The sequence below is a fragment of the Neopusillimonas maritima genome (assembly GCF_003576595.1).
Lineage (GTDB): Bacteria > Pseudomonadota > Gammaproteobacteria > Burkholderiales > Burkholderiaceae_B > Neopusillimonas > Neopusillimonas maritima.
On sequence record NZ_NQOU01000004.1, the window covers coordinates 228,457 to 250,966 of the forward strand.

Below are 22,510 nucleotides of genomic sequence, written 5' to 3' on the forward strand. Positions count from 1 at the left end.
ATATGACTGAAACACTCTCCTCTATTCTGATTGTCGGTGCCGGACAAGCCGCCGCTGTGGCAGCGGCAACGCTGCGCGACCAGGGCTTTGAAGGCAAAATCACCCTTATTGGCGACGAAACGCACGCCCCTTACGAACGGCCGCCATTGTCGAAAGATGTCTTGGCGGCCACACCGGAAAACGAACCGGCAATCGACGTCAAACCAATCGATTTCTACAGCATCGCCGATATCGATTTGCGCCTGGGCCTGAGAGTGGAGTCAATCGATCCGGTTGCAGGCACAGCAGAGCTGTCGGACAACTCGCAAGTGATGTTCGACCAATGCTTGTTAACAACCGGCGGTACCGCCCGTTTTATCGAAGCGTTTCCAGAAGATGCCCCCGGCGTGTTCTATTTAAGAACGCTCGACGATGCGCATGCCCTTCGCACCGCCTTGAAATACAGCAAACATCTGGCCGTCATCGGCGGCGGGTTCCTGGGGCTTGAAGTGGCTTCAACCGCCCACAAAATGGGGGTGGCGGTATCAGTTATTGAGGCCACCGACCGTGTTCTGAGCCGTGTTGCTCCGCCTACATTTTCCGACTGGCTGCAACAACGTATTGTGCACACCGGCCTGTCGCTCCATCTGGGCAATGCGCCGGCCTCGATTACGCCGCCTACCGACATCAAGGCGTCGTGGGATATCCGCCTGCCTGACGAACACCACATTGTGGCCGACACAGTCATGGTGTCTGTGGGCCTATCAGCCAATAGCGCCCTTGCACGTCAAGGGGGACTGGATATCGACCCCAACAATGGCGGCATCCTGGTGAATGAGCAATGCCAAACAAGCCAGGCGAATGTTTATGCCGCCGGCGATTGCACCAGCCAAATTCGCGGCAACGCAGCACAGGCTTCGCGCCTTGAGTCTTGGCAGAACGCCAATGAACAGGCACGCATCGCGGCCACGCACATGCTGGGCAAAGATCCGGCACCCGCCGCCTACCCATGGTTCTGGACGGATCAGTTTGGCTGCAACATTCAGATGCTGGGGCTGCCGGAACCCGATTTAAATTACGTTATTCGCGGCGAACTGGATCCGAAAGCCGAAACGCCGAAATTCATCATGCTGGGGCTGAGGAACGACGTTCCGCGCTATGCCATCGCAGTCAATGCAGGCGGCGACTTGCGAGCGCTGCGCACGCTGTTCGAAAAAGGCGTGTGTATCAACCCCAACGAATTTACCGACACATCCGTCACTGCACGCGCTTTCGCCAAAAGCGCGACGGCGGCCCACAATGCGGGCCAGCCAAACTGATTTCACAGGAGATCTTCCATGTATCAATCTCAAACCGTGATCGGGCAAACACTGGGGTCCAAAGACGGCGCCCTGGAAAGTTATGCCTGGCCTGAAAACGACCTGCATTACATTCCAGACTGGGTCTACACCAGTAAAGAAATTTACGACCGCGAAATGGCGTTGATTTTCCGCGGCGACACGTGGAACTTCGTTGCCCTGGAAGCCGAAATTCCCAACCACGGCGACTACAAACGTTCCTACGTAGGCGACACACCCGTTGTGGTGTCCCGTGCGGAAGACGGCTCGATTCATGTTTTTGAAAACCGTTGCGCCCACCGTGGGGCGGAGTTCTGCCGTGAGAGCAAAGGCAACGCAAAAGAGTTCGTTTGCCCTTACCACCAGTGGTCGTACACCCTAACTGGCGACCTGCAAGGCGTGCCCTTCAAACGCGGCGTAAACAAACAGGGCGGCATGCCGCGTGACTTCCGCAATGAAGACCACGGCCTGCGCAAGCTGCACGTCACCACCTTGAACGGCGTCGTTTTTGCCTCGTATTCCGACAAAGTCGAGCCACTTGAAGAATACCTGAGTCCGGAAATCCTGGAAGACTTTAAGGTCACCTTCACAGGCAAGCCATTGAAAATTCTGGGCTACTACCGCAATGAATTGCCCTGTAACTGGAAGATGTACCACGAGAACCTGAAAGACCCTTATCACGCAACTCTGCTGCACTCGTTCCTGGTGGTCTTCGGTTTATTGGTGGCGGGTAATAAATCCATGATGTTTGCCGACAAGGTGCACGGGCGGCATGGCATTATGGGCTCGGCCAAATCCGACGATTTGTACGCCGATGTGAACCCGGAAACCAAAAAGGAAATGCGCTCTTTCCATGAGGGCCTGAAACTGCAGGACGAGCGTTTCCTGCACTTCGTTAAAGAGTTCGACTCCCCCTGGTCTGTCACCATGGACACCATTTGGCCGAATTTCATTATTCAGCGTGAAATGAATACCTTGGGTATTCGCCAGATTATTCCCAATGGCCCGAACAGCATGATTATGCAATGGACCATGTTCGGCTATGAAGATGACAGTGAAGACATGCTGCGCCACCGGCTGCGCCAAGGCAACCTCATGGGGCCTTCGGGTTTCCTGGGCCTGGAAGACAACGAAGCGCTGCGCTTTGTGCAAGAAGGGATGCGCCGTTCCAGTACCGACATCAACGTTGTCAAACTCGACGCCGACAAAATTGGTACGTCAGACTCCCTGATTTCGGAAGCAGCCATTCGTGCCATGTACAAATACTACCGCGAAGTAATGGGGATCTAATATGCTTTCAACAATGAAAACCGACTTTTCCTATCAGCCTGTAAAGGTTGACGCTGCACGAGCGCAGCAACTGCGTGCGGAAATCGAAGCGTTTCATATCGAGTATTGCGCGGTACTGGATGCCTGCGATGTCAAAAAATGGCCTGAATTCTTCACTGAAGACGGCCTCTATCGCATTACCTCGCGTGAGAACGCCAACCAGAACATGCTGGTTGGCCTGGTTTATGCGGAAGGCCGCGGCATGATGTACGATCGCGCCGTGGCGATTGCACAAACACAAATGTTCGCACCGCGCCACACGATGCATATGGTGTCGAATATCCGTGTAATCGATGAGTCGAATGAGGTGATTGAGGCGGAAGCCAACTACCTGTTGATTCAAACGCTGATCGAAGGCCCTTCCACCATTCATCTGGCCGGCAAGTATTACGACCGCTTTGTGCGCAGTGAAAACGGCCTGCTGCTGAAAGAACGTCAGGTTGTATACGACACGGAAATTCTGGCTACCGACCTGGTTTATCCGGTTTAATAAAAAACCGCTGCTTTTTAAATAGTCCCTTTCTTGGGGACATTTAAAGCAGCGGTTTTTTGTTTGCCTTGGCAGACAGGTAAATATTTAAAGCCCTTCCAAGGCCTTCAACGCTTCATCACGTGTCATCACAGTGGCGTATTTTTGCTCCATGTCGAACATGTTCGCGTCGTGCGGGCCTATGGCACGGTCACCCACGCAATCAGACAACACCAGCGGACGAAAGCCCCACTGCATCGCGTCAACCACGCTGGCACGCACGCAACCACTGGTTACCGCACCGGCCACCACCAACGTTTGCACACCACGCATGGCCAACCAGGCAGCCAGCGAGGTACCGAAGAACGCAGACGGAACCGTTTTACGCACCACGTATTCGCCTTCCACCGGTGCCAGCTCAGAGACAATGGCGCTGTTGGGGTGATCTTCCTTCAGACCCAGCATACTGGGTACTTTCAGCGAAAAAATATTGTTATCGGCACCGTCGTCGGCAAAAACAATACGCGTATGCGCAACCGGCCAGCCACGCTTGCGTGCTTCAGCCAGCAAAGGCACGGTATTCTGAATCGCTTCTTTAATATTGCCGCCCCCAAATACCTCGGGATCGGCAAAACCATTCACAAAGTCGATAATCAGCAGGCCCACCGGGGCCTTCAGTTCGAACTGATTCCCGAACCCTTGTTTGGCATAGGTTTGAACGTCGTTACCTTGGCTCATTTAACACCACCATCCAGCACTTTGCCGTTACGCACCACTTCTTCACCGTCGAGCGACACGGTGCAATTGCGCAAAGGGATATCAATATGGCAAGCCGTTGTGCGGCTGCCACCACCTTCGTTATTCGGCCCTAACGAGAACAGGAAGTTGCCCTCATAGGCGCGCGCATCCATGCCGATGGTTTGTTCTTTGTCGTACAAGCCCAGAGTGGACCAATAGCAGCGCGGTTGCAAACCCCAGCCAATGTGGGAAATAGCATAGCCTTCAGGATCGTTGAAGGAAGCCATGTATTCACGCAGCAGTTCGGCATCGACACCACCTTCAATCTTGGTGGCGTAGCCGTTCTCGACCGTTAGAATAATCTGGTCGGTCGTATAGCTTTTCTGCGGTAACAGGATATCGCCCTTGTCGATCACAATACGGCCTGTAGCCTGACCTTCGTTGGGGAAGGTAAAGGCAAAACCGCTTGGCCAGTGATCCCAGCGGCCGACCTCATCTACAAAGGCATATTCTGCCGTCGCCGGGAATTCACCAATGGGGCAGCGCAAATCGGTACCCGCGTCCGAGACCACCGTCATTTCCTTGGCCGCCTCAATACGTGCCGCCGCCGTTTTCACGCGTTTGCGATCGGCTTCGGTAGGCACCGTGCGCACCAAGACTTCAGGTGGCTCAACAGCCAACAGAATTTTCGTGCCGCTTTTCAGAATGTCGATTTGCTCCGGCGAAAACAAAAGCGTCATAAGGTCGAGCACCAAATCGCTTTCTTTCAGGCAGGCAATCGCGGCCTTGTTACCCGTAAGCGGCGTGGTCCCCAGATAGGCCAGCGGATCACGACTAAGCGCTTTCTCGGCATTCACCGGCGGCAGATCGAGCCGGTTCATGACCGCCCCCAGGGATTGCACGGCAATCGCCGCACACCGCAAATTCTGGGGGTGCGTAGCGGTACTGGTCAGAATCGTTACAGTTTGGCCCGCCTCGAGCTTGGACAAACGCAGCACTTCCTGCCAGGCGGAAACAAGTTGGTAATCACTCACAGGCATGATGAACTCCTGAAAATAGCGGAATTAGGCGCGACGGGTTAGCGGGGCACCCAGGAAATTGCCGAAAGCCTCATAAAAGCCTTCTTCGTTGTCCCAGGGAATCATATGGCCCGCGTCATTCACGTGGGAAATAGCGACACCCGGGATCAGTGTCTTGATTTCTTCAATGTCTTCTTCACGAATGACGTCACCCCGCTCTGCCACCATGAGCATAGTGGGCACTTTGACCTTGGGCATATCGGCGTGAACGTCGTCTTTGTGGAAGTCTTCAAAGCTGGTGATGATGGCGCGTTCGTCGCAAGTATGAAGCCACTCGGCGCGCAACTGCAGTTGCTCTTGTGTCCAGGTGGGGCAAAAAGCACGCATTTCTTCAGCACTGCAGCCCTTGCGCGCCAGTGCCATGGAGTCGACATACCAGGGCAGCTTCGACGGATATTCGCGACGACCAGGGCCCGATACGGGGGGATCGACCATGACCAGGCGCGTCAAACCTTCCGGTTCTGAACGAGCTGCACGCACGCCGATGCGGCCACCCATTGAGTGGCCCACAATGCTGTAACGCTTCAACCCCAGCGCTTTGGCGAACTCAATAACATCAGCTGCCTGCGCATCCAGACTGTAATCGAGCGTATCGGAAGCTTCCGATAACCCACGGCCGCGAACATCGAGCACGTAGGTGTCAAAGTGTTGGCCAAAACGTTCTGCGACAAAGCCCCAAGTAATAGCCGGGCTGGTAATGCCGGGAACAATGACAACCGCATCACGGCCGGCCCGCTCGCCTTCATTGCCCCCATAACGCAGGTAATGCTGACGAATACCGTTAGCGTGAACATTGGCCCCATACAAAAACGCACTCATACTATCTCCGTTTAAAGCTTGAACAGGCGCTCGGCATTGCCATGGCAAACCAGCGCACGTGTTTTTTCATCCATCGGTGCCGTTTCGATGAAATCGGCGGCCACCGCAGTTTCTTCATAAGGGTAATCTACCGAAAACATAACACCTTCCGCGCCCATTTCGCCAATGGCACCCATTAAAGAAGGATGTGAACATACGCCCGATGTCGTGATGACGATGTTGGAGCCAAAATATTCGGATGGCTTGCGCTCCAGCGTAACGCCCTGCGGATAGACGGCAAAACGGCTGTCGAAACGCCAGCGCAAAAACGGCAGCCCTTCGCCCATATGCCCCAGAATCAACTTCAATTTCGGGAAGCGATCAAACACACCGCCGAACAACAAGCGCAATGCATGCGTGCCGGTTTCCACACCCCAGCCCCAAGTGGCGCCCATCAACTCAGGATGTTTGGTGAACATGTGCGGGGTATCGAACATATTGAAGGGGTGCAGATACAAGGGCACATCCAGTGCCTGCATACGTTCCCAAAACACGTCAAACGCCGGGTCATCGTAATACACGCCATGGGTGTGGCCGTTCACCAACGCCCCCTTGAAACCCAGCACATTCACCGCGCGCTCGAGTTCGTCGGCCGCCGCCTTGGGATCTTGCATGGGCAAATGCGCAAAGCCGCCAAAACGGGTGGGGTGCCGCGCAATCTGCTCTGCCAGAAAATCATTGTTTTCCTTTGCGCGGGAAATAGCAGCAGCCGTGTCTTTTTCGGCCTGCACACCAGGGCCCGTTTGCGAAAGAATCACATAATCGATTCCGGCCGCGTCCATTTCCTTCAAACGAATTTCATCGAAATCGGTAAGGCGACGCGTTAAGTCGGCCGCCACGGCAGGGTCGATCAGGCTGACAAACGCTTTTGAATAATCGCCAAAACCCACACCTGAAAAGTGCTCTTCCAACGCAATTTTACGAATTCGGCTCACAACAACTCTCCTCTTGCCTAAAGCGATAATATAAAGTTAATGTCAGTATACTGACAAAATCATCCCGCTCCTATGGCGTAAACCCTTATTTAACGATTCGGATAGAGATCAAACAGACTTCAACGCCGCCCGGCCATGTTGATTGTTCGCTTCCACAACTTCAGCCAGCAAGGTCATGAATGTCTTGCGATCAGCCGGCGACAGGGGCTCGATGAGGCGTTGCTGCGATCGCGCCATACCGTCTTTCAGCGACTCCATGAGCGCCAGCCCTTCAGGCGTGATATTGGCCTGACGTGAGCGTTTGTCAGTGGGGTTCACGCGCCGCTCTACCAGGCCTTTCTCCTCAAGCCGCTTGATCACATCAGCGGACGTAGTGCGATCAAGCCCCAATTCATAACCAATTGCAGTTTGATCCAGCCAGGGGTTGCGTGACAATACGGTCAGAATGCCATATTGAACCGGGGTGATATTCCCCTCTTTGCATTCCTCGAAGAACATTGCATAATGAATTTGATTCAACCGACGCACCAGGAACCCCGGGCGCGACCAAAGCCCCTGTTGGCTGAATACATCAGGCGTAATGTCGTCGGGCAAGGGCTCTTTCTTCATTGAACCGGCGGTGCCTGGCTGCGGCTTTTTTTTCTGTTCTATATCCGAAACTGAATCGTTGTCCGGCATGGCTGAATAACTCTGTCTCATAATGCTTTAGTCTCTCGTGTTTTTACTCAGTATACAGAGCAATTGAATGATTTGCATCGGTATTTTCACGATTGATACAACTTCACGATCCGCCCGTTCATTTCCCTGCCAATTCCAAAAACAATAGCAATAGTGCTAGTACAGCGGCAATTGCACCAAAGTTGGCTCATTCACCCCATTTTGCAAGGCCGGCGCAAGAGAACTCACCCGCACGCCCAGCAAACGCACGCGGGCCGAAAACTCAATCCGCTTCAAGCACTGCCGGGCGGCAAAATGAATTAACTGAACGTCATCCGTTTCCAGATCCAGCGAATAATCGCGGGTGACGGTCCGGAAATCTTCAAACCGCAATTTAACGCCTACTGTTCGCCCCCTCACGCCTTTGCGTTTCAGGTCCTCACCCACTTTTTCACATAAGTTGAAAAAGATAGACGACAAATGCGCGCGGTCGTGCACTACGTGCAAATCCCGATCGAAGGTTGTTTCCCGGCTGACCGATTTGGGCTCGGAGTGCGTTACAACTGCTCGCTCATCACGCCCTTGTGCAACCTGCAATAGCCAATAGGCATAAGTTCGACCAAAGTGTGTTTGCAACATGCCGGCATCGGCCATTGCCAATTGCGCAATCGTTTCAATACCTAAAGATTGCAATTTCTGCGTGGCTTTCGGCCCGATTCCATTAATTTTCCCAACCGACAACGGCCAGATTCGGGCCGGAATGTCGTCGTAGGTCAGGATGGTCAGGCCATCCGGTTTTTCCAGCTCGGAGCCGATTTTCGACAAAAGCTTATTGGGTGAAATCGCAATAGAACAAGTCAGACCGGTTGCCTCGAACACAGCCTCTTTCAGCCGCCGTCCGATGACGTTCGACGGCTCTTCGAGCGACGTCAAATCAATATAGATTTCGTCAATGCCGCGATCTTCAATACAAGGGGCAAGGGTAGCAACCGCTGCCTTGAACCGGCGCGAATAATCACGATAAGCATTGAAGTCGGCAGGCAGCAAATAGGCGTCGGGGGCCAATTGCGCCGCTTTCATCATGCCCATGGCGGAAAATACACCCAATGCCCGCGCCTCGTAGGTGGACGTGGTCACGACGCCGCGCCCCACATACTGACGCAAACGCCCGAACACGCGACGACCATCGGCGCGTTCAGCAGGGGCCGGCGTATTGCGCCCCCCAATCACCACCGCCTGCCCCTTCAGTTCCGGGTACTTCAGTAGCTCAACCGACGCATAGAACGCGTCCATATCAAGATGCGCGACACGTCGGGCCTCGCCGTGAATCGGTTGGTTGCCTGAATCGGTATCGTTGTAGGAAAGAGGGGGTGGCGGCATCTCGACATTTTAATAGTCCACGCGTACGCCCAACATAATACTGCGGCCGGGCAACGGCGCCACCTGAGCGAGATAAGAACTGTGGTTAAACGCCAAACGGTTTAAAAGGTTGCGCCCTTGCAAGTAAACCTGTGCATCAGCCCCTTGCGCCTCGAAATCATACGCAACACCGGCGTTAAGCATGGTATACCCCGGTGTCTCAATTTCGTATGCGGCGATCCGGTCCTGACGCAAAACCCTGATTACCTCAAGGTTTGCCCGCCAGTCCTGCCATTGCGCATTAATCCGGCCGCCCAGGCGCGCGGCGGGAATGCGCGGTAGATCCCCGCCGCCATTCGTTAAACGCCCTCGCGTCACGTCACCGAAAACGCCTACGGAAATAGTCCGATTCACCTGGTAATTCATATCGAGCTCAAGACCCACAAACTGCGCGTCCTGCTGCGCATAGCGAATTAAGCGGAAATCCTCATAACGATCCAGCGTTTGAGCATAAATATAATCTTTCACGCGGTTATAAAATACGCTGGCTTCAAAAGTGAAATCGCCCTCGGTCTTTCTTAACGTCAGATCCACACCGGTTGATTTTTCGGTGCCCAAGTCCGACTGCCCTATTTCATATGTATTCGTGGCCAAGTGAACGCCATCGGCATAAAGTTCCTGAGCTCCCGGCATGCGCTCCGCCCGGGAAAACTGCAATGCCAGAGAATAAGCCGGCGCAAACTCCCATATCGCGGCGGCCGATCCCGACAACGCCCGGCCCTGATAAGCCGGCTGGGTTGAGTCCGGACGAATCGACTGCCAATCGTGCCGCATCCCAACCTCAAAACGCCAATCATTCAAACGATAGGTCTCGAGCAACGCCACGCCCCACGTTTTCGTATGCGTGCTCGGTAAAAATCGCTCAGGCCCGGCGGTATCGAAACGACTTTGACCATTTTGCAGCGCGAACACCCCTTCCCATCCAGCAATAGGAGCATGTGCCAACTCGAGACGCAAATCGTACGCCCGGTTTTTAAACGTGCCGGCAATCTCGTCATGTTCCATTTCGTCGTGTCGGTACTTTGCAAATCCGGCGCGCCAGCTCAGCCGCGTTAACCCGGGTAACGGGTTACTGTATTCGCCGCGGGCATCAAACCGTTGCGACTTCAACCGCGTAACCGGGGTATCGCCCTCATCTGAGCCTTCATTATCGTGGTCATCGTGCCCCTCTTCCTCATGATCCTCATCATGATCATCACAATGCAGGGAGAAATCATGAGCGCTGCATTCGTCGTAGCCATGGTCATGGCCCGGTAACCCGTAACGACTGTTCATCTGGCTGAACGACAACCCGGTATAGCCGTTATCGTGAAACCAACTGGCGCCGATACTGCCCGTTGTGCTCCGGGCAAATGATCCGGGCAAACGCGATGTCGACCAATCAGGCACCCGGTAATCATCGGAATGGCGTGTAGAGCCCTCCAACCGGATAGCGAAATTTCCCTCCCCTGCCGTGACACCCACCGCACCCGCTCGCTCGCGGGCACCGGACGCGCCCCGCAAATTGGCAAACCCTTCAACGCCATCGACTGGCACCGCATCCGGTATCCGGCTATCGACCACATTCACCACGCCGCCAATCGCGCCCGCGCTATATAACAAGGCCCCCGGACCCCGAATGACCTCGATTCGATCAGCCAGCATCGGATCAACCGTTAAAGCGTGATCCGGGGAGATGCCGGACGCATCCATCACATCCGCACCATCTTGCAACACCACCACGCGCGGCGCTGTTTGTCCGCGAATAATCGGACGACTCGCGCCTGCCCCAAAGGTATCGGCGCGTACACCGGGTAGCCCCTCAAGCGCCACGCCCAAAGTTGTTTGATCACTTAACAGCAAACGCTCTCCCGAAAGCACCGATACCGGTATCGTGGCGTTATCCGCATCAGTTCTCAACGGGTTGGCTTTAATGACAATCTTTTCTAATTGCTTCGGCTCCGACGCAGGCGGCTCCACTGCTGCAACGCCAACACCATAAAAAGCCGCAACCAAGCCCACACCGGCATTCCAACTGCTTACCCAAACTTTTTTCACTTTCCTCTCCATTAATTTTGCAATGTTATAACATAACTTTTAATGGCAAAGAAAAACCCCGGTGAGGGTCACTCCCGGGGCGGATAAAGCAACTTACTGCCGCTTACTTAGTCGGCGAACTGCCACATTTTTGTTTCTGGGTTGATTTTCAATACACGACCCGGAATATAGGCATCACCCGATTCCTGGAACTCATACTTCTGAATGCCTGAGAACGTTTTCAAATCAACAAACGCGTCTTTAATCAGTTCACGCGCTTTATCGGCCGGCGTATTGCCGTCGATATTATTCTTGCGCATGATGTCGGCATAAAGCAGCACGGCGTCATAACTCAAGCTCCAGTTAGCGGTATTGGCCGGGTCACCCATCGTATCGTCGGCACGTTCAAGGAAACGCTCAACATAAGCCTTATTCAGCTCATTGTCACCGGTGGAGCTGTTCACTGTGGTAAAGCCCATCGAGTGCCAGTTTTTACCGTTATCACCAACCGTATAAACAAACGGGCCGGGCCAAATCAGCGAATTACCCATAACAGGCGCTTCAATGCCTTGCACATTGAACTCCTTGGCTAATTGCAAAGCGTTATGCCCCAACGCCGACACCATAATAGCGTCCGGATCCAGGCTTTTCACTTTAATCGCAACCGGCGAAAGATCGGTTGCACGGGTGGAGAACTCAACCAATTCAATCACTTCCACGCCATGCTTTTTGGCCAAGGCTGCATAAGCGTCGGCACCTGCTTTGCCTGATGCCTCACGCACATCGGCCACAATAACGATGCGCTTTGTATCAGGATAAATTCGCAAGAAGTCCGCAAAGCCGTCTGCAATGAATAAATCATCAGGCGGTTGCAGGCGGACTGTCCAGGGACGAATGGTAATACCCGGCTTGGCGGCAGTCGACGTTAAAGCCGGCACACCCATGCGGTTGGCCAACGGGCTGACTGTTTCCCACTGGGTGCCGGTCATGGGACCGATAACCGCAAAAACGCCGTCGTTGGCGAATTGGCGGAACATCAATACCGCCTGGCCTGGATCCATTTGGGTATCGGCAAACTGCATGTCGATCATGCTACCGTTTACGCCACCTGCCTTATTAACGTCTTCGACGGCCAATTCAATCGCTAACTGCTGCGATTTCCCATACGCCCCCAGCGGACCGGTTTGCGGTAACAACGTACCCAACTTAATGGGAGGCTTGTCGGCAGCCGATACGCCGAACGGCAATGCCAGCGCTGCGGCCAGCAACATTGCAAAACGCCATTTTTTCATAATATTTGTCTCCGTAACTATTAAAGGACTGATGAAACACTTGTTTACTGCGTTGCTTGAGCAGTCGGCGACGCCGGCTGCTTGATCTTGCCATGCCCCAAGAAACTGGCCATGATCGCTGGATCTTTAGCCAGCTCTGCCGCATCACCAGAGGTTAGGAACACCCCTTGATTCAGAACATACGCCCGATGCGCCAGACCCAGCGCGCTGCGAACGTTCTGTTCGACCAGCAAGATCGTCATGCCCGAGTCGCGAAGCTCGGCCAAAACTTTGAATACTTCTTTGGAAAACAAAGGCGACAATCCCATCGAGGGCTCATCAACCAGCAATAAACGCGGCCGATTGATCAGCGCCCGACCAATGGCCAGCATTTGCTGCTCACCACCGGATAATCCACCGGCCAACTGTTTGCGCCGCTCGCCCAGCCTTGGAAAGCGCGCATACACCTCTTCAGCCGCCGTTTCAAAAGAGGTATCGGTAGGCCGAATCTCCCATGCCAGGCGTAGGTTTTCCTCGACCACCATACCCTGCAAGGTACCACGCCCTTCAGGCACATGAAGCATGCCCAAGCGTGCCAACTGATGCGCCTTCACGGTGCGAATATCCTGGTCAAGGAACGTGGCCTGACCATCGGCAATGGGCAAAATGCCGGACAGCGCCCGCATTAAAGTCGACTTCCCCGCCCCATTGGCCCCAACAATCGATACCGTTTCCCCCTCTGAGACATGCAAGCTAACCCCGCGCAGGGCCTTAATGGGGCCATATGACACATGCAGGTCATTCACTTCAAGAATCCGGCTCATTCGTCGTCTCCCAAATACGCGCGCCGCACTTCCGGGTGCTCCAAAACCGCATGCACGTCGCCTTCAGCTATCTTTCGGCCATAATCCATCGCAACCGCGCGGTCTGACAAACTGCGAATCAGGCTCATGTCGTGCTCAATCAAGACCATCGCGCCTACGCGGCTTCGAATACGATGAATGTCTTCGACCAGTTGCTCTGTTTCGGCATCGTTCATGCCCGCCGCAGGTTCGTCCAGCAACATGAGTGCCGGCTTACCTGCAAGCGCACGTGCTATTTCAAGACGACGCGAATCGCCATACGATAACGAAGCCGCCAGATCATCCGCTTTATCGGTTAATTGCATCATATCCAGCAACGCCATTGCCTCAGCGCGGGCTTTCGCCCGCCCGGCAAAGTTCCACAGAGAGCGTAAAGGCGATGTTGCGTGGCGCTTATCGGCCACCATCACGTTCTCCAGAACCGTCATGCGCTTGAATAAACGAATGTTCTGAAACGTGCGCCCCACCCCGCGGCGCCCAATTTCATAGAGCGGTAACGTACTGATTTCATGACCCTGAAAACGAATACTGCCCGCCGTAGGGCGATAGAAACCGGTAATCGTATTCAACAGTGCGGTCTTACCCGCGCCGTTGGGGCCAATCAAACCAAGAATTTCACCTTCGAATACCTGCAAACTAATACCGTCAAGCGCACGAATGCCGCCAAAGGACTTTTGCAGATCGGTAATGTCCAAAATCACTTTCCCGCTCATGCTGCTTTCCTTTCAATAGCTTTTGAGGTTTTCCCGGCACGCAAGGTGGGAAAACGGAAAGACAGCAAGCCGTCGGGACGCACAAGCAACATCAGCAGTACCGCCAAGCCGAACACCGTTGGACGCCATTCGGCCAGTACACGAAAGTATTCCGGCAGCAAGGTCATGACAACGGCACCCACAAACGGGCCGATCATATTGTTCACACCGCCCAACACCACATACAACACCACGTAAATAGCCAACAGAACGTCGAAATTCTCGGGCCGCACGAACGTCAGGTAATGACCATACAAGGACCCGCCGACAGCCGCTACCGCCGCACCGGCTGCAAACCCGATCAGGCGAACAGCCGTAACATTAATGCCCATAGAGGCGGCAACACGCTCGTCTTCACGAACCGCGTCAAACACCCTTTGCAGCGGACTGAAAGAAACCACCGCCAGCAAAAGCCCGACAACCACAACGGCAATCACCACGGCAAACAAGTCGGTACCCAGCATGCCGCTCATGCCCCCGATTCCGCCCAGGAATTCGAGATTTTCAAGCAGTACCCGTACACAGAAGGTAATACCCAAGGTGGCCAGAATAAGATAAATGCCCCGTAACCTTAGTGCCGGAAAGCCGATGACCCCGGCAATAACCGCGGTGATCGCCGCCGCAATAAGCGTGGCCGGCCAGAACGACAGACCCATTTCCGTGGTGAGGTAACTGGCGGCATAACAGCCAATCGCCATGAAAGCGCCTTGCGCGAACGACAGGCTGCCCGTTAACAGAACGATATAAACACTCCAGGCCAGCAATACATTAATGCCTGTGATAATTAAGTAATCGCTTATCAAACCCGCTGCTCCCTGGAATGTAGCCCGCCCGCGAACAAGCCCGCGGGGCGCAGCAGAAGAATCAGAATCATCGCCAGCCAAACCGTCATTTCACCCAGGCGGCCCCAACCGAAATAGAACATTAGCGCCTCAATCACGCCAATAAGCAATGCAGCCAGAACGGCGCCACGCAAATCGCCCATACCGCCGATCGCCATGATAGCCATGGCTTTCAAGCCGAAAGTCAGACCAATCTCCGACCCGACGGCGTCACTGCGCAAAGCGAGCAACAACCCTGCAATAGCGGCCAATGCTGAAGAGATGAAAAACACGGCCTGCTTAACACGCAACACATTAACGCCGAGCAAGGTCGCTGACGTGGGCGCCTCCGCCACCGCTCGGATCTGACGGCCGATTTTCATATGATGAATCAGAAAATGCAGTCCAATCATCAAAGCCAACGTGACCGCCAGCACCATTAATTGCAGGTTCAGAAACCTGACCCCCGCTATTTCAAAGGTTTCGGTCAGCCAGCCCGTTTGTGGGGGAAGAGGAACATTCTCGTTCCCCCAGAACTTATGCACAAGGTCAATGAAAACCAGGCCAAGCGCCAGTGAACTTAATGCCGCCGTGATACGTGAGTCGGCACTTTGAAAACGCCGAAATGCCACGAACTCGGTAAACAAACCCAGCAAACCGCCAATAAGAAAAGCGAAAATAAACGCCCACTCCAATGGCAGGTAAGTCAAGGAGACCAGCCCGATGAAACCACCCAGCATGAACACTTCCGGGTGAGTGAAATTAAGCTTGTCGAGGACACCGACAATAAGCGTGAACCCGATGGCTACCAGCGCATACATGGCGCCGCTAACCAATCCGTTCAGTATCTGGCCTAGCAACATTGATTGCCTCCTTTATGCAGAGGCCTGAGCCGGTGCCGCGCGCTTCATGGTTTGCAAGCCTGGCAAAATTTCCTTGGCAAACATATCCATGTTGCGACGCGTAAGCTCTTCCGACAAATTGCCGAAATGCAGCATCGTTAGCAAATTACCGAAGTGCATTTCGTTCCAATGCGACTCAAGCTGCTGGCGCACAGTGGCCGGGCTACCGCAAACAAGCATACCCATGTCAATGGCCATTTCAATGGTCAGGTCTTGCGACAACATCGCCTTAGCCGCCATGATGCGCTTAAGAGAATCCCGCGAGCTGTACCCGGGCGGAAGCAGCATCTCGAACGGCATTTTCAATAAACGATTGCGGAACAGTTCAAACGGCTCGCGCGCCTCTTTAATGGCCTGCTCGTCGGTGTCTGCCACATAAACAGGTACCGCCCAGCCCAACTGGCTATCGTCTGCTTCGTAGCCAAACTGCTCGGCCGTATCACGATATGACTGCAAATATTTTTGCACCGCCTTGGCAGGGCTGAACGTTTGCAAATAAGTGTAGCGGTGGTCGGGATGCGCCGCCCAATCGATGGTTTCCTTACTGCCCTGAGACGGCACCCAGATTGGCGGATGCGGGTTCTGGAAAGGGCGTGGCCACAAGTTCACGTAATCCACGTTGTAATGCTTGCCGCTGAACGATGTAGGGCCGGGTTGCGTCCAGGCTTGTACGATCAGGTCGTGCGCCTCGTGGAAACGTTCGTGAGAAATGGTTGGGTTCAAACCGAAGGTATGGTATTCGGCACCAATGCCGCGCACAAAACCCGCAATTAACCGCCCGCCGGTAATCACGTCGAGCATGGCGTACTCTTCAGCCACCGTCATGGGGTGTTCGCGCAAAGGCAAAGCACTACCCAAAATAGCAATTTTCACGCGCTGCGTGCGACGCGCCAAAGCCGATGCCATGACTACCGGGGAAGGCATTAAGCCATAGGCGGTTTGGTGATGCTCATTGACCGCCACGCCGTCGAAACCCAATGTTTCTGCATACTCCAGCTCATCAAGATAACGGTTGTACAGCTTGTGACCTTTAACTGGGTCATAGAACTTGTTTGGCAGTTTCATCCAAACGGTTTCATATTCCTTCGTGGCCTCAAAATCCAGGTCGGCATACGACATCAAATGGAAAAGAGTGACATTCATGACTATTTAACCCCTTCAATAAATTGCTTAACAGACGCGCTGAACTCATCGGGAAACTCAACCTGAGGTAAATGCCCACAGTTTTTGAAAACCTGAAGCGTCGCGTTCGGCAGCTTTGGCTGCAGTGCCTCGCCTACCGCTAATGGCATGATTTTGTCTTGCTCACCCCAAATTAGTTTCACCGGCGCCTGAATACGATGGAGCCACTTGGGCAAATTCAGGTCATACAAACGCGGCTGCCAAGCCAGCCTTGCAACCGTTTCACGGTTCTTAAGCATGATGTCTTGCGCTTCCTCGGTATCGGGTGCCATCGACAGCACTTTCTGCGCAATGTCTTGATTAAAGAAAGTATTGCGGGCTGCCGTTTCAGCATCCCAAAGAAAAATATCACCAGGCAGAATGCCGGGAACACGTACACCCGCCGTACCCACCAAAGTCAACGACTTAATACGACGAGGCTCGCGAATCCCCATCTCCATACCAAGCCAGCCACCCATCGAGCTGCCCACCACGTGCACGCTGTCGAGTTTCATATGATCGAGTAGATCGAGATAAAAGTAAGCCAGGTCTTGCATGTTATCGAGCCATTCGGGCTCGTCCGACATGCCAAAGCCGGGGTGCTCGGGAACGATTAAGTCGTAGTCTTGTGCCAGCACTTCCATGAAAGGCTGAATCATGGGTGCGCCGTTGGCCCCATGCAGATACAACACCGTTGGGCCTTTACCACCCCGCCGAATGCGGGTTCGGCAACCATCAACGGTAATAAAAGATTCTTCAAACGCCATATTGCTGACTCCTGTTCTAATTAACGGACGCCTCGACGCTGGCGGCAAGGCGCGCGCGGCGGGCAAACTCAACAACCTGGCCGGCCATGATATTCAGCTGGGCGGCCACGTCGGGATTCTTGATACTGCCATCGGCCTCGAACGGCTTCAGGCTGGAATTAATCACGGCGGCGTAGGGTGTCGGCCAGCCACGAAGCGCATGCACAATTGAACGCAATGTCGACAAGGTTGAACCCATGGCTTGCGCACCATCGGCGCACACAATGCAGCCCACGGCACGATTGTCGAAGTACGGACGCTCGTCGGCGCGCATGTCTTCGGTGTAATCAAGCGCGTTTTTCAAGTGGCCGGAAATCGACCCGTGGTAGCTGGGCGACGACAAAATAATGCCGTCAGCCGCGCGCAAAGCCTCGACCAAACGCTGGGCATTTTCCGATCGCGATGCCACTGCCGGATCAAACGTTTCCATATCCAGGGCGGGACCGGACAGCATCAAGGTGCGCGCACCTTGACTCTCGGCCATCCGGAGAGCAGCCGCCATGGCCTTTTCCGACGTTGAGCCGACACGCATCGTGCCGCCAATCCCTACAATCAAAGGGGAATCTGTGTTCATACCTAATCCTTCACAAACCAAACTTTTTGCCACGCCAATAAGCCAGCCTGACCAATGAGCTTTAAAAATGACGTTACGGGTACCACTACCCAGACACTTGTCTCCAAACTACTATAGGGGTTTCTGGTTTTTCTTAAATTTATGACGTATAGTCATGCTAAAACTAAGCATGCTTTTTTTAAATGGTAAAGATCTGAAAATTACCTGTCAATAAGCCTAGGGTAAGTCCTGATACGATTTAGAAATGAAACAAAAAGACACTTCACACAATGCAGCCGAACCCGGATCCCCCGCGCAAAACCCGTTTATCAAGCTATACGATATGCCTGGATATTTGCTGCGTCGGGGCGGGCAATTCATTAATGCCACGTTCGACGCCGAAATGGGAAAAATGGGCCTGACAGCCAGCCAACTTGCGGCTTTCCTGGCGGTCAGCATTCAGGAAGGGATGGAGCAACGCGAACTGGCCGCCCGATTGAACTGGGACGAAGCCACCGTTGGCGGCATGGTGCGGCGGCTTGAGGCGCAAGGTTATTTTGAACGGCGCAGCAGCCCGAAATCGAAGCGGGGCCTGCAAATTTACATGACCCCGAAAGGCAAGGCACTTTATAAACAAGCCGAGCCTCATGTGGCTCGTATTCAAGTCAATGTAATGCGAAATCTTGCACCCGACGAACAAAAAACGTTGCTTTATTTGTTAAGCAAAATGATGGGCGAAAACAACTCGTACTATCAGACGGACGCTCCCGAATAAAGACGGCAGCGCCACGCGGATACGATTGGGATTTACTCGCGATACATTTGAAATGATGCGCTGCGCTGAGCGATGCGCCAGCCTTCTTCGGTGCGTACCAGGTAATCGTCGAACTGGCCGGCAACCTGGCGGACATCGGCTTTTCTGCCAAAAGCTTCAAGCGGCGAATCGGCGGCGGCACTCCATAGCAACACATAACTGGTCATTCGCGCAGAATTAAGGTCTGCTTCGTACACCACCGAATTGGTGACGAAGTGACGCGTAAGGCGCTCTTTCGGCTTACTTTGGTAGGAAGCCAGTATTTGCGCGCGCCCTACCAATGGCTCGCCCCCCGGCCTAACCAACGAGGCATCGGGCGTAAACAACTGCACCAGGGCTTCGTAATTTTGCTGATCGACCAGGCAAGCGGTACGCACCGCCAAATCTTTGCAAATCGTATGAATCGCCTGCATATCGGCGTCGAGATGATGCTCCATTCCTTTTTCCTTTTATTCGCGCGAAAGCCAGATATCCAACAAGGCACTGACCGCTTCGGGCTGCTCCATGGTCGACATGTGTCCACAGTGCTCAACCGCGTGTAACGTTACCCATTGCGCCGGCACCATATGACTCATCGCCTCGTGTCGCGCATAAGGGCTCCAGGCGTCTTCACGGCCACAAATAAGTGCGGTTGGGCAGTGCAATTTGCGCAACACCGGCCCCGCATCGGGGCGACCCAGCAAAGCATTAATTTGCGCTTCGAATTGCTCCGGCGTGCGGCGTTCGATCATATCCAGAATTTCATCGAACAAGGGTGACGCCAGACGATCGGGATGCACCATGCCGGGCGCCCACAACTTACCCATTTCACGCATGCCATGGGCTTTTGCATGCTGCAACAGCTTCATGCGCTTTTCACGCTCCTGCGCACCGGCCTCCCCCGCCGCGATAGGCTCATAACCCGTGTCGAGCAAAGCCAAACGCCGCACCCGTTGGGGTGCCATACGAACAACCTCAAGCGCAACCCGTCCGCCCATCGAATGACCAGCCAATGAAAAAACAGGGGCGGTCACTTCGGCCAGCACCTTTCTCGCCATGCCCTCGATGGAGCCCAGCTCGGCGTAGTGCGGTACGACCGTATCAACGCGTTGTCCCATCGCCTGACGTTGATGAACCCATACTGCGTCGTCGCACAACAACCCGGGCAACAGCACTAATGTTTCTTTCGACATGAAATATCCTTTGACTTAACGGTCGGCCCAAACGCCGCGCGGCACGCACACGTGGCCATCGAAAAGCCAACGTGCCGTACGAATTAATGCAGCTTGCGCCACACTCACGCCGTCAGCCGTTCGTTCCAATGCAATTTCCACCCCCATATGCCCAGTGGGGTGCTCAATTTCAAGCTTAATATGATCGCCATCGGGCACCACCCCCACACCCTCGCAAACCGTACCGGGCATGGCAACGGCCGTTGCCACGCTAACCGCCGCCAACACGCCAATTGACGCATGGCAACGGTGCGGAATGAAACAGCGCGTGTTAACAGCACCGCCGTGTTCAGGTGGCGACACCAAACACATTTTCGGCACCGTGCGTTCAGACACGTCACCCAGGTTCATCATCGGACCGACCTTCAGGCGGATCGCCTCGATACGCGCCTTCAGCGCCGTGTCGGCATCGAGCGCTTCCCGTGTCTCGTTACCCGTGCGCCCAAAATCCTGCGCCCGCATCAGCACCATGGGCATGCCGTTATCAATGCAGGTAAGCGACACACCGTCGATGACATCCTGCCTCTTTCCAGTGGGAAAAAGTGCGCCGCAACTGGAGCCGGCAGTGTCACGAAATGCAATTGGAATAGACGCCGCCGTACCCGGCACGCCGTCTATCCGTTGATCGCCTTCATAAACAACCCGCCCACCTGGTGTAGCAACATGTGCAACCGCTATTTGCCCCGTATTGACCATATGAATGGCAACCGGCGTCACGCCCTCCTGTGCCGCCACTATTCCCGTTTCAATGGCGAACGGGCCTACACCCGCCAGAATATTGCCGCAATTCTGCCCGTAATCAACCCGCGCTTCGTTAACGACAACCTGCGCAAAAAGATAATCGACATCGGCGTCGGCACGCGTTGACGGCGACACAATAGCGACCTTGCTGGTTAAAGGGTCCGCGCCGCCAATGCCGTCGATTTGGCGCGGGTCGGGCGACCCCATGACAGCCAATAAAACCGCGTCACGAACGGTGGCGTCGTCGGGTAAATCGGACGCATGAAAATAAGCCCCCTTCGACGTGCCGCCCCGCATTTGCACACAAGGAATACGCGTTTGCATCATCGCCCCGTGAATTACAAATCATTCAGAGAGTTAACGTAACGCAAACCCTTGGCCTCAAGGCGCTCGCGCATGCCGTAATAATCAAGACCCAATTCCCCGGTTGCCAGCACCTGACGCGTCTTTTCTTCTTTTTCCATCCGGGCCAACGCGGCCTGAGCAACCTGAGGCACGTCGGCCACTTGCACCACTGCCACACCGTCGTCGTCGGCCACAATAACGTCGCCGGGGTTAACCAATTGGCGTGCGCAGGTAACCGGAACATTCACGGAGCCCAACGTTTCCTTGACAGTGCCCTGGGCCGAAATGGCACGCGACCATACCGGAAACTGCATTTCAGTTAATGCACGCACATCGCGACAGCCGCCGTCAATTACCAGGCCCAACACACCGCGCGCCATTAAGGAAGTGGCCAGAAGATCGCCGAAGTAGCCGTCGGTGCATTCAGACGTGGTTGCAACCACCAGAATATCGCCTTTCTGACACTGCTCAACCGCCACGTGAAGCATCCAGTTATCGGCGGGCGGCACCAAAGCCGTAATCGCCGAACCGGCAATGCAGGCCCCCGGCCAAATGGGCCGCATATAGGGTGCCATCAGGCCCAAACGACTTTGTGCTTCATGTACGGTTGCAGCACCTGCCTTTTGCAGCAGTGCAATATCGGCCGGGTCGGCACGGGTTACTTTTTGAACGACAACGCCTCGCTTCATGCCAGTTCTCCTACCACTGAGGGGGTTAAACGCATATAGCCTTCCGCATACTCGATATTTCGGGCTGCGGTAATGCCTATATTACGCTTGGCCTGCACACCGCGCTGTTGCGCAACCCGCGTGTAGTAAGCCCATAAATGTTCTTGGCCGGCCATGCATTCAATCGCCTGGCGCTTTTTATCCCAAACATGGGTGATATCCAGAAACGTATTCGGCACCCATTCGCACTGCTCGGTTTGATGCGGTTCAAACGCATAAACCGGCGGCGCGCCCACCACTTTCTGGCCGGGGTTGTGCCCTTCGGCCTGCGCAATAACGCGTGCCTCTTGTGCAACATGCATCGCCAAGGGGTGATCGAAGTTGTAGGGGTCTTTGACCGAATGGCTTAACACAAATGCCGGTTGCAATTCGCGATAGACATCGACCAGACGCATTAATGTTTCGTCGGAGATGCGCATGGGGTAATCACCGACATCGAAAAACTCAATTTCAGCGCCCAAAACATCGGCCGCGCGTTGTGCTTCTTCCTTGCGCGCCGATTTAACCTTATCAAGCGTCATATCGCCTTTACGCCACAGCTTGGCCGACTCACCGCGCTCACCAAATGAAAGGCAGATCACTTTCATGCGATAACCCAGCGCGGCATGTACCGCAATCGCCCCGGCTGAACGCCAGACAAAATCGGCGGAATGCGCGCTCACCACCAGGCCCGCGCGCTGATCTGTTGTATTTGAATTACTCATTATTACCCCTCGCGAAGATACG

General features: G+C 54.4%; 24 protein-coding genes. 4 read left to right on the forward strand and 20 right to left on the reverse strand.

Features of this window, described 5'->3' with window-relative positions; translation table 11 throughout:
* The first annotated feature begins 2 nt into the window (after positions 1-2).
* Genes CJO09_RS11475 through CJO09_RS11485 form a run of 3 tightly spaced genes read left to right on the forward strand, consistent with a single transcriptional unit; the run spans position 3 to position 3,135 of the window.
* The gene (locus CJO09_RS11475) at positions 3-1,298 is read left to right on the forward strand and encodes an NAD(P)/FAD-dependent oxidoreductase (RefSeq protein ID WP_119442465.1); all 1,296 of its coding nucleotides are present in this window, start codon (positions 3-5) and stop codon (positions 1,296-1,298) included.
* Between the two features lie 18 nt (positions 1,299-1,316).
* Positions 1,317-2,606, forward strand: coding sequence for an aromatic ring-hydroxylating dioxygenase subunit alpha (locus tag CJO09_RS11480; protein WP_119442466.1), 1,290 nt, complete (start codon positions 1,317-1,319; stop codon positions 2,604-2,606).
* Positions 2,607-2,619: 13 nt separating this feature from the next.
* Positions 2,620-3,135 (forward strand): aromatic-ring-hydroxylating dioxygenase subunit beta, encoded by a 516-nt coding sequence (locus tag CJO09_RS11485; protein WP_119442569.1) that lies wholly within the window; start codon positions 2,620-2,622, stop codon positions 3,133-3,135.
* A gap of 87 nt (positions 3,136-3,222) precedes the next feature.
* Here the strand turns inward: CJO09_RS11485 and CJO09_RS11490 are convergent, their stop codons facing one another.
* The 15 genes from CJO09_RS11490 to CJO09_RS11560 all read right to left on the reverse strand — a co-directional run bounded on the left by CJO09_RS11490 (position 3,223) and on the right by CJO09_RS11560 (position 17,966).
* Positions 3,223-3,852 (reverse strand): N-carbamoylsarcosine amidohydrolase, encoded by a 630-nt coding sequence (locus CJO09_RS11490; RefSeq protein ID WP_119442467.1) that lies wholly within the window; start codon positions 3,850-3,852, stop codon positions 3,223-3,225.
* Positions 3,849-4,892, reverse strand: coding sequence for a 2,5-dihydroxypyridine 5,6-dioxygenase NicX family protein (locus CJO09_RS11495; RefSeq protein ID WP_119442468.1), 1,044 nt, complete (start codon positions 4,890-4,892; stop codon positions 3,849-3,851). The genes CJO09_RS11490 and CJO09_RS11495 overlap by 4 nt, the downstream gene beginning before the upstream one ends.
* Positions 4,893-4,916: 24 nt before the next feature.
* On the reverse strand, positions 4,917-5,750 hold the full coding sequence (locus CJO09_RS11500) for an alpha/beta fold hydrolase (protein WP_119442469.1): 834 nt from the start codon (positions 5,748-5,750) through the stop codon (positions 4,917-4,919).
* A gap of 11 nt (positions 5,751-5,761) precedes the next feature.
* A complete protein-coding gene (locus CJO09_RS11505) occupies positions 5,762-6,724 on the reverse strand; it encodes an amidohydrolase family protein (RefSeq protein WP_114420292.1) in 963 nt (320 codons plus the stop codon).
* A gap of 108 nt (positions 6,725-6,832) precedes the next feature.
* A complete protein-coding gene (locus tag CJO09_RS11510) occupies positions 6,833-7,333 on the reverse strand; it encodes a MarR family winged helix-turn-helix transcriptional regulator (protein WP_119442570.1) in 501 nt (166 codons plus the stop codon).
* 225 nt (positions 7,334-7,558) lie between these two features.
* Entirely contained in the window at positions 7,559-8,710 is a 1,152-nt protein-coding gene (gene dinB, locus CJO09_RS11515; RefSeq protein WP_119442571.1) for a DNA polymerase IV, read from the reverse strand.
* Between the two features lie 60 nt (positions 8,711-8,770).
* Entirely contained in the window at positions 8,771-10,837 is a 2,067-nt protein-coding gene (locus CJO09_RS11520) for a TonB-dependent receptor domain-containing protein (RefSeq protein ID WP_281270763.1), read from the reverse strand.
* Positions 10,838-10,944: 107 nt separating this feature from the next.
* Positions 10,945-12,108, reverse strand: coding sequence for an ABC transporter substrate-binding protein (locus CJO09_RS11525; RefSeq protein WP_119442471.1), 1,164 nt, complete (start codon positions 12,106-12,108; stop codon positions 10,945-10,947).
* A 44-nt stretch (positions 12,109-12,152) separates the two neighbouring features.
* Positions 12,153-12,911, reverse strand: coding sequence for an ABC transporter ATP-binding protein (locus CJO09_RS11530; RefSeq protein ID WP_119442472.1), 759 nt, complete (start codon positions 12,909-12,911; stop codon positions 12,153-12,155).
* The gene (locus CJO09_RS11535) at positions 12,908-13,663 is read right to left on the reverse strand and encodes an ABC transporter ATP-binding protein (RefSeq protein WP_119442473.1); all 756 of its coding nucleotides are present in this window, start codon (positions 13,661-13,663) and stop codon (positions 12,908-12,910) included. Before CJO09_RS11535 ends, CJO09_RS11530 begins: the two co-directional genes overlap by 4 nt.
* The gene (locus CJO09_RS11540; RefSeq protein ID WP_158582750.1) at positions 13,660-14,505 is read right to left on the reverse strand and encodes a branched-chain amino acid ABC transporter permease; all 846 of its coding nucleotides are present in this window, start codon (positions 14,503-14,505) and stop codon (positions 13,660-13,662) included. Before CJO09_RS11540 ends, CJO09_RS11535 begins: the two co-directional genes overlap by 4 nt.
* Entirely contained in the window at positions 14,502-15,386 is an 885-nt protein-coding gene (locus CJO09_RS11545; RefSeq protein WP_114420286.1) for a branched-chain amino acid ABC transporter permease, read from the reverse strand. The genes CJO09_RS11540 and CJO09_RS11545 overlap by 4 nt, the downstream gene beginning before the upstream one ends.
* A gap of 12 nt (positions 15,387-15,398) precedes the next feature.
* Complete coding sequence (locus tag CJO09_RS11550; RefSeq protein WP_119442475.1) at positions 15,399-16,568, reverse strand: LLM class flavin-dependent oxidoreductase; 1,170 nt, start codon at positions 16,566-16,568, stop codon at positions 15,399-15,401.
* A 2-nt stretch (positions 16,569-16,570) separates the two neighbouring features.
* The gene (locus CJO09_RS11555; protein ID WP_119442476.1) at positions 16,571-17,353 is read right to left on the reverse strand and encodes an alpha/beta fold hydrolase; all 783 of its coding nucleotides are present in this window, start codon (positions 17,351-17,353) and stop codon (positions 16,571-16,573) included.
* A gap of 16 nt (positions 17,354-17,369) precedes the next feature.
* Positions 17,370-17,966 carry an NADPH-dependent FMN reductase gene (locus CJO09_RS11560; protein WP_114420283.1) on the reverse strand — a complete coding sequence of 199 codons (597 nt, stop codon included), beginning with the start codon at positions 17,964-17,966 and terminating at the stop codon, positions 17,370-17,372.
* 244 nt (positions 17,967-18,210) lie between these two features.
* On the opposite strand from CJO09_RS11560, the gene CJO09_RS11565 reads away from it, so the two are divergent.
* Positions 18,211-18,720 carry a MarR family winged helix-turn-helix transcriptional regulator gene (locus CJO09_RS11565; RefSeq protein WP_119442477.1) on the forward strand — a complete coding sequence of 170 codons (510 nt, stop codon included), beginning with the start codon at positions 18,211-18,213 and terminating at the stop codon, positions 18,718-18,720.
* 32 nt (positions 18,721-18,752) lie between these two features.
* On the opposite strand, the gene CJO09_RS11570 is transcribed toward CJO09_RS11565, so the two are convergent.
* The 5 genes from CJO09_RS11570 to CJO09_RS11590 are packed head-to-tail and all read right to left on the reverse strand — an operon-like array spanning position 18,753 to position 22,488.
* Positions 18,753-19,196: a nuclear transport factor 2 family protein gene (locus CJO09_RS11570; protein ID WP_119442478.1), complete on the reverse strand. Its 444-nt coding sequence runs from the start codon at positions 19,194-19,196 to the stop codon at positions 18,753-18,755.
* Between the two features lie 12 nt (positions 19,197-19,208).
* Positions 19,209-19,931: an alpha/beta fold hydrolase gene (locus CJO09_RS11575; RefSeq protein WP_119442479.1), complete on the reverse strand. Its 723-nt coding sequence runs from the start codon at positions 19,929-19,931 to the stop codon at positions 19,209-19,211.
* Between the two features lie 15 nt (positions 19,932-19,946).
* Entirely contained in the window at positions 19,947-21,035 is a 1,089-nt protein-coding gene (locus CJO09_RS11580) for a 4-oxalomesaconate tautomerase (protein ID WP_218961063.1), read from the reverse strand.
* Between the two features lie 14 nt (positions 21,036-21,049).
* Complete coding sequence (locus CJO09_RS11585; RefSeq protein WP_119442481.1) at positions 21,050-21,745, reverse strand: 4-carboxy-4-hydroxy-2-oxoadipate aldolase/oxaloacetate decarboxylase; 696 nt, start codon at positions 21,743-21,745, stop codon at positions 21,050-21,052.
* Positions 21,742-22,488 carry a PIG-L deacetylase family protein gene (locus CJO09_RS11590; RefSeq protein WP_119442482.1) on the reverse strand — a complete coding sequence of 249 codons (747 nt, stop codon included), beginning with the start codon at positions 22,486-22,488 and terminating at the stop codon, positions 21,742-21,744. Before CJO09_RS11590 ends, CJO09_RS11585 begins: the two co-directional genes overlap by 4 nt.
* Between the last annotated feature and the right edge of the window lie 22 nt (positions 22,489-22,510).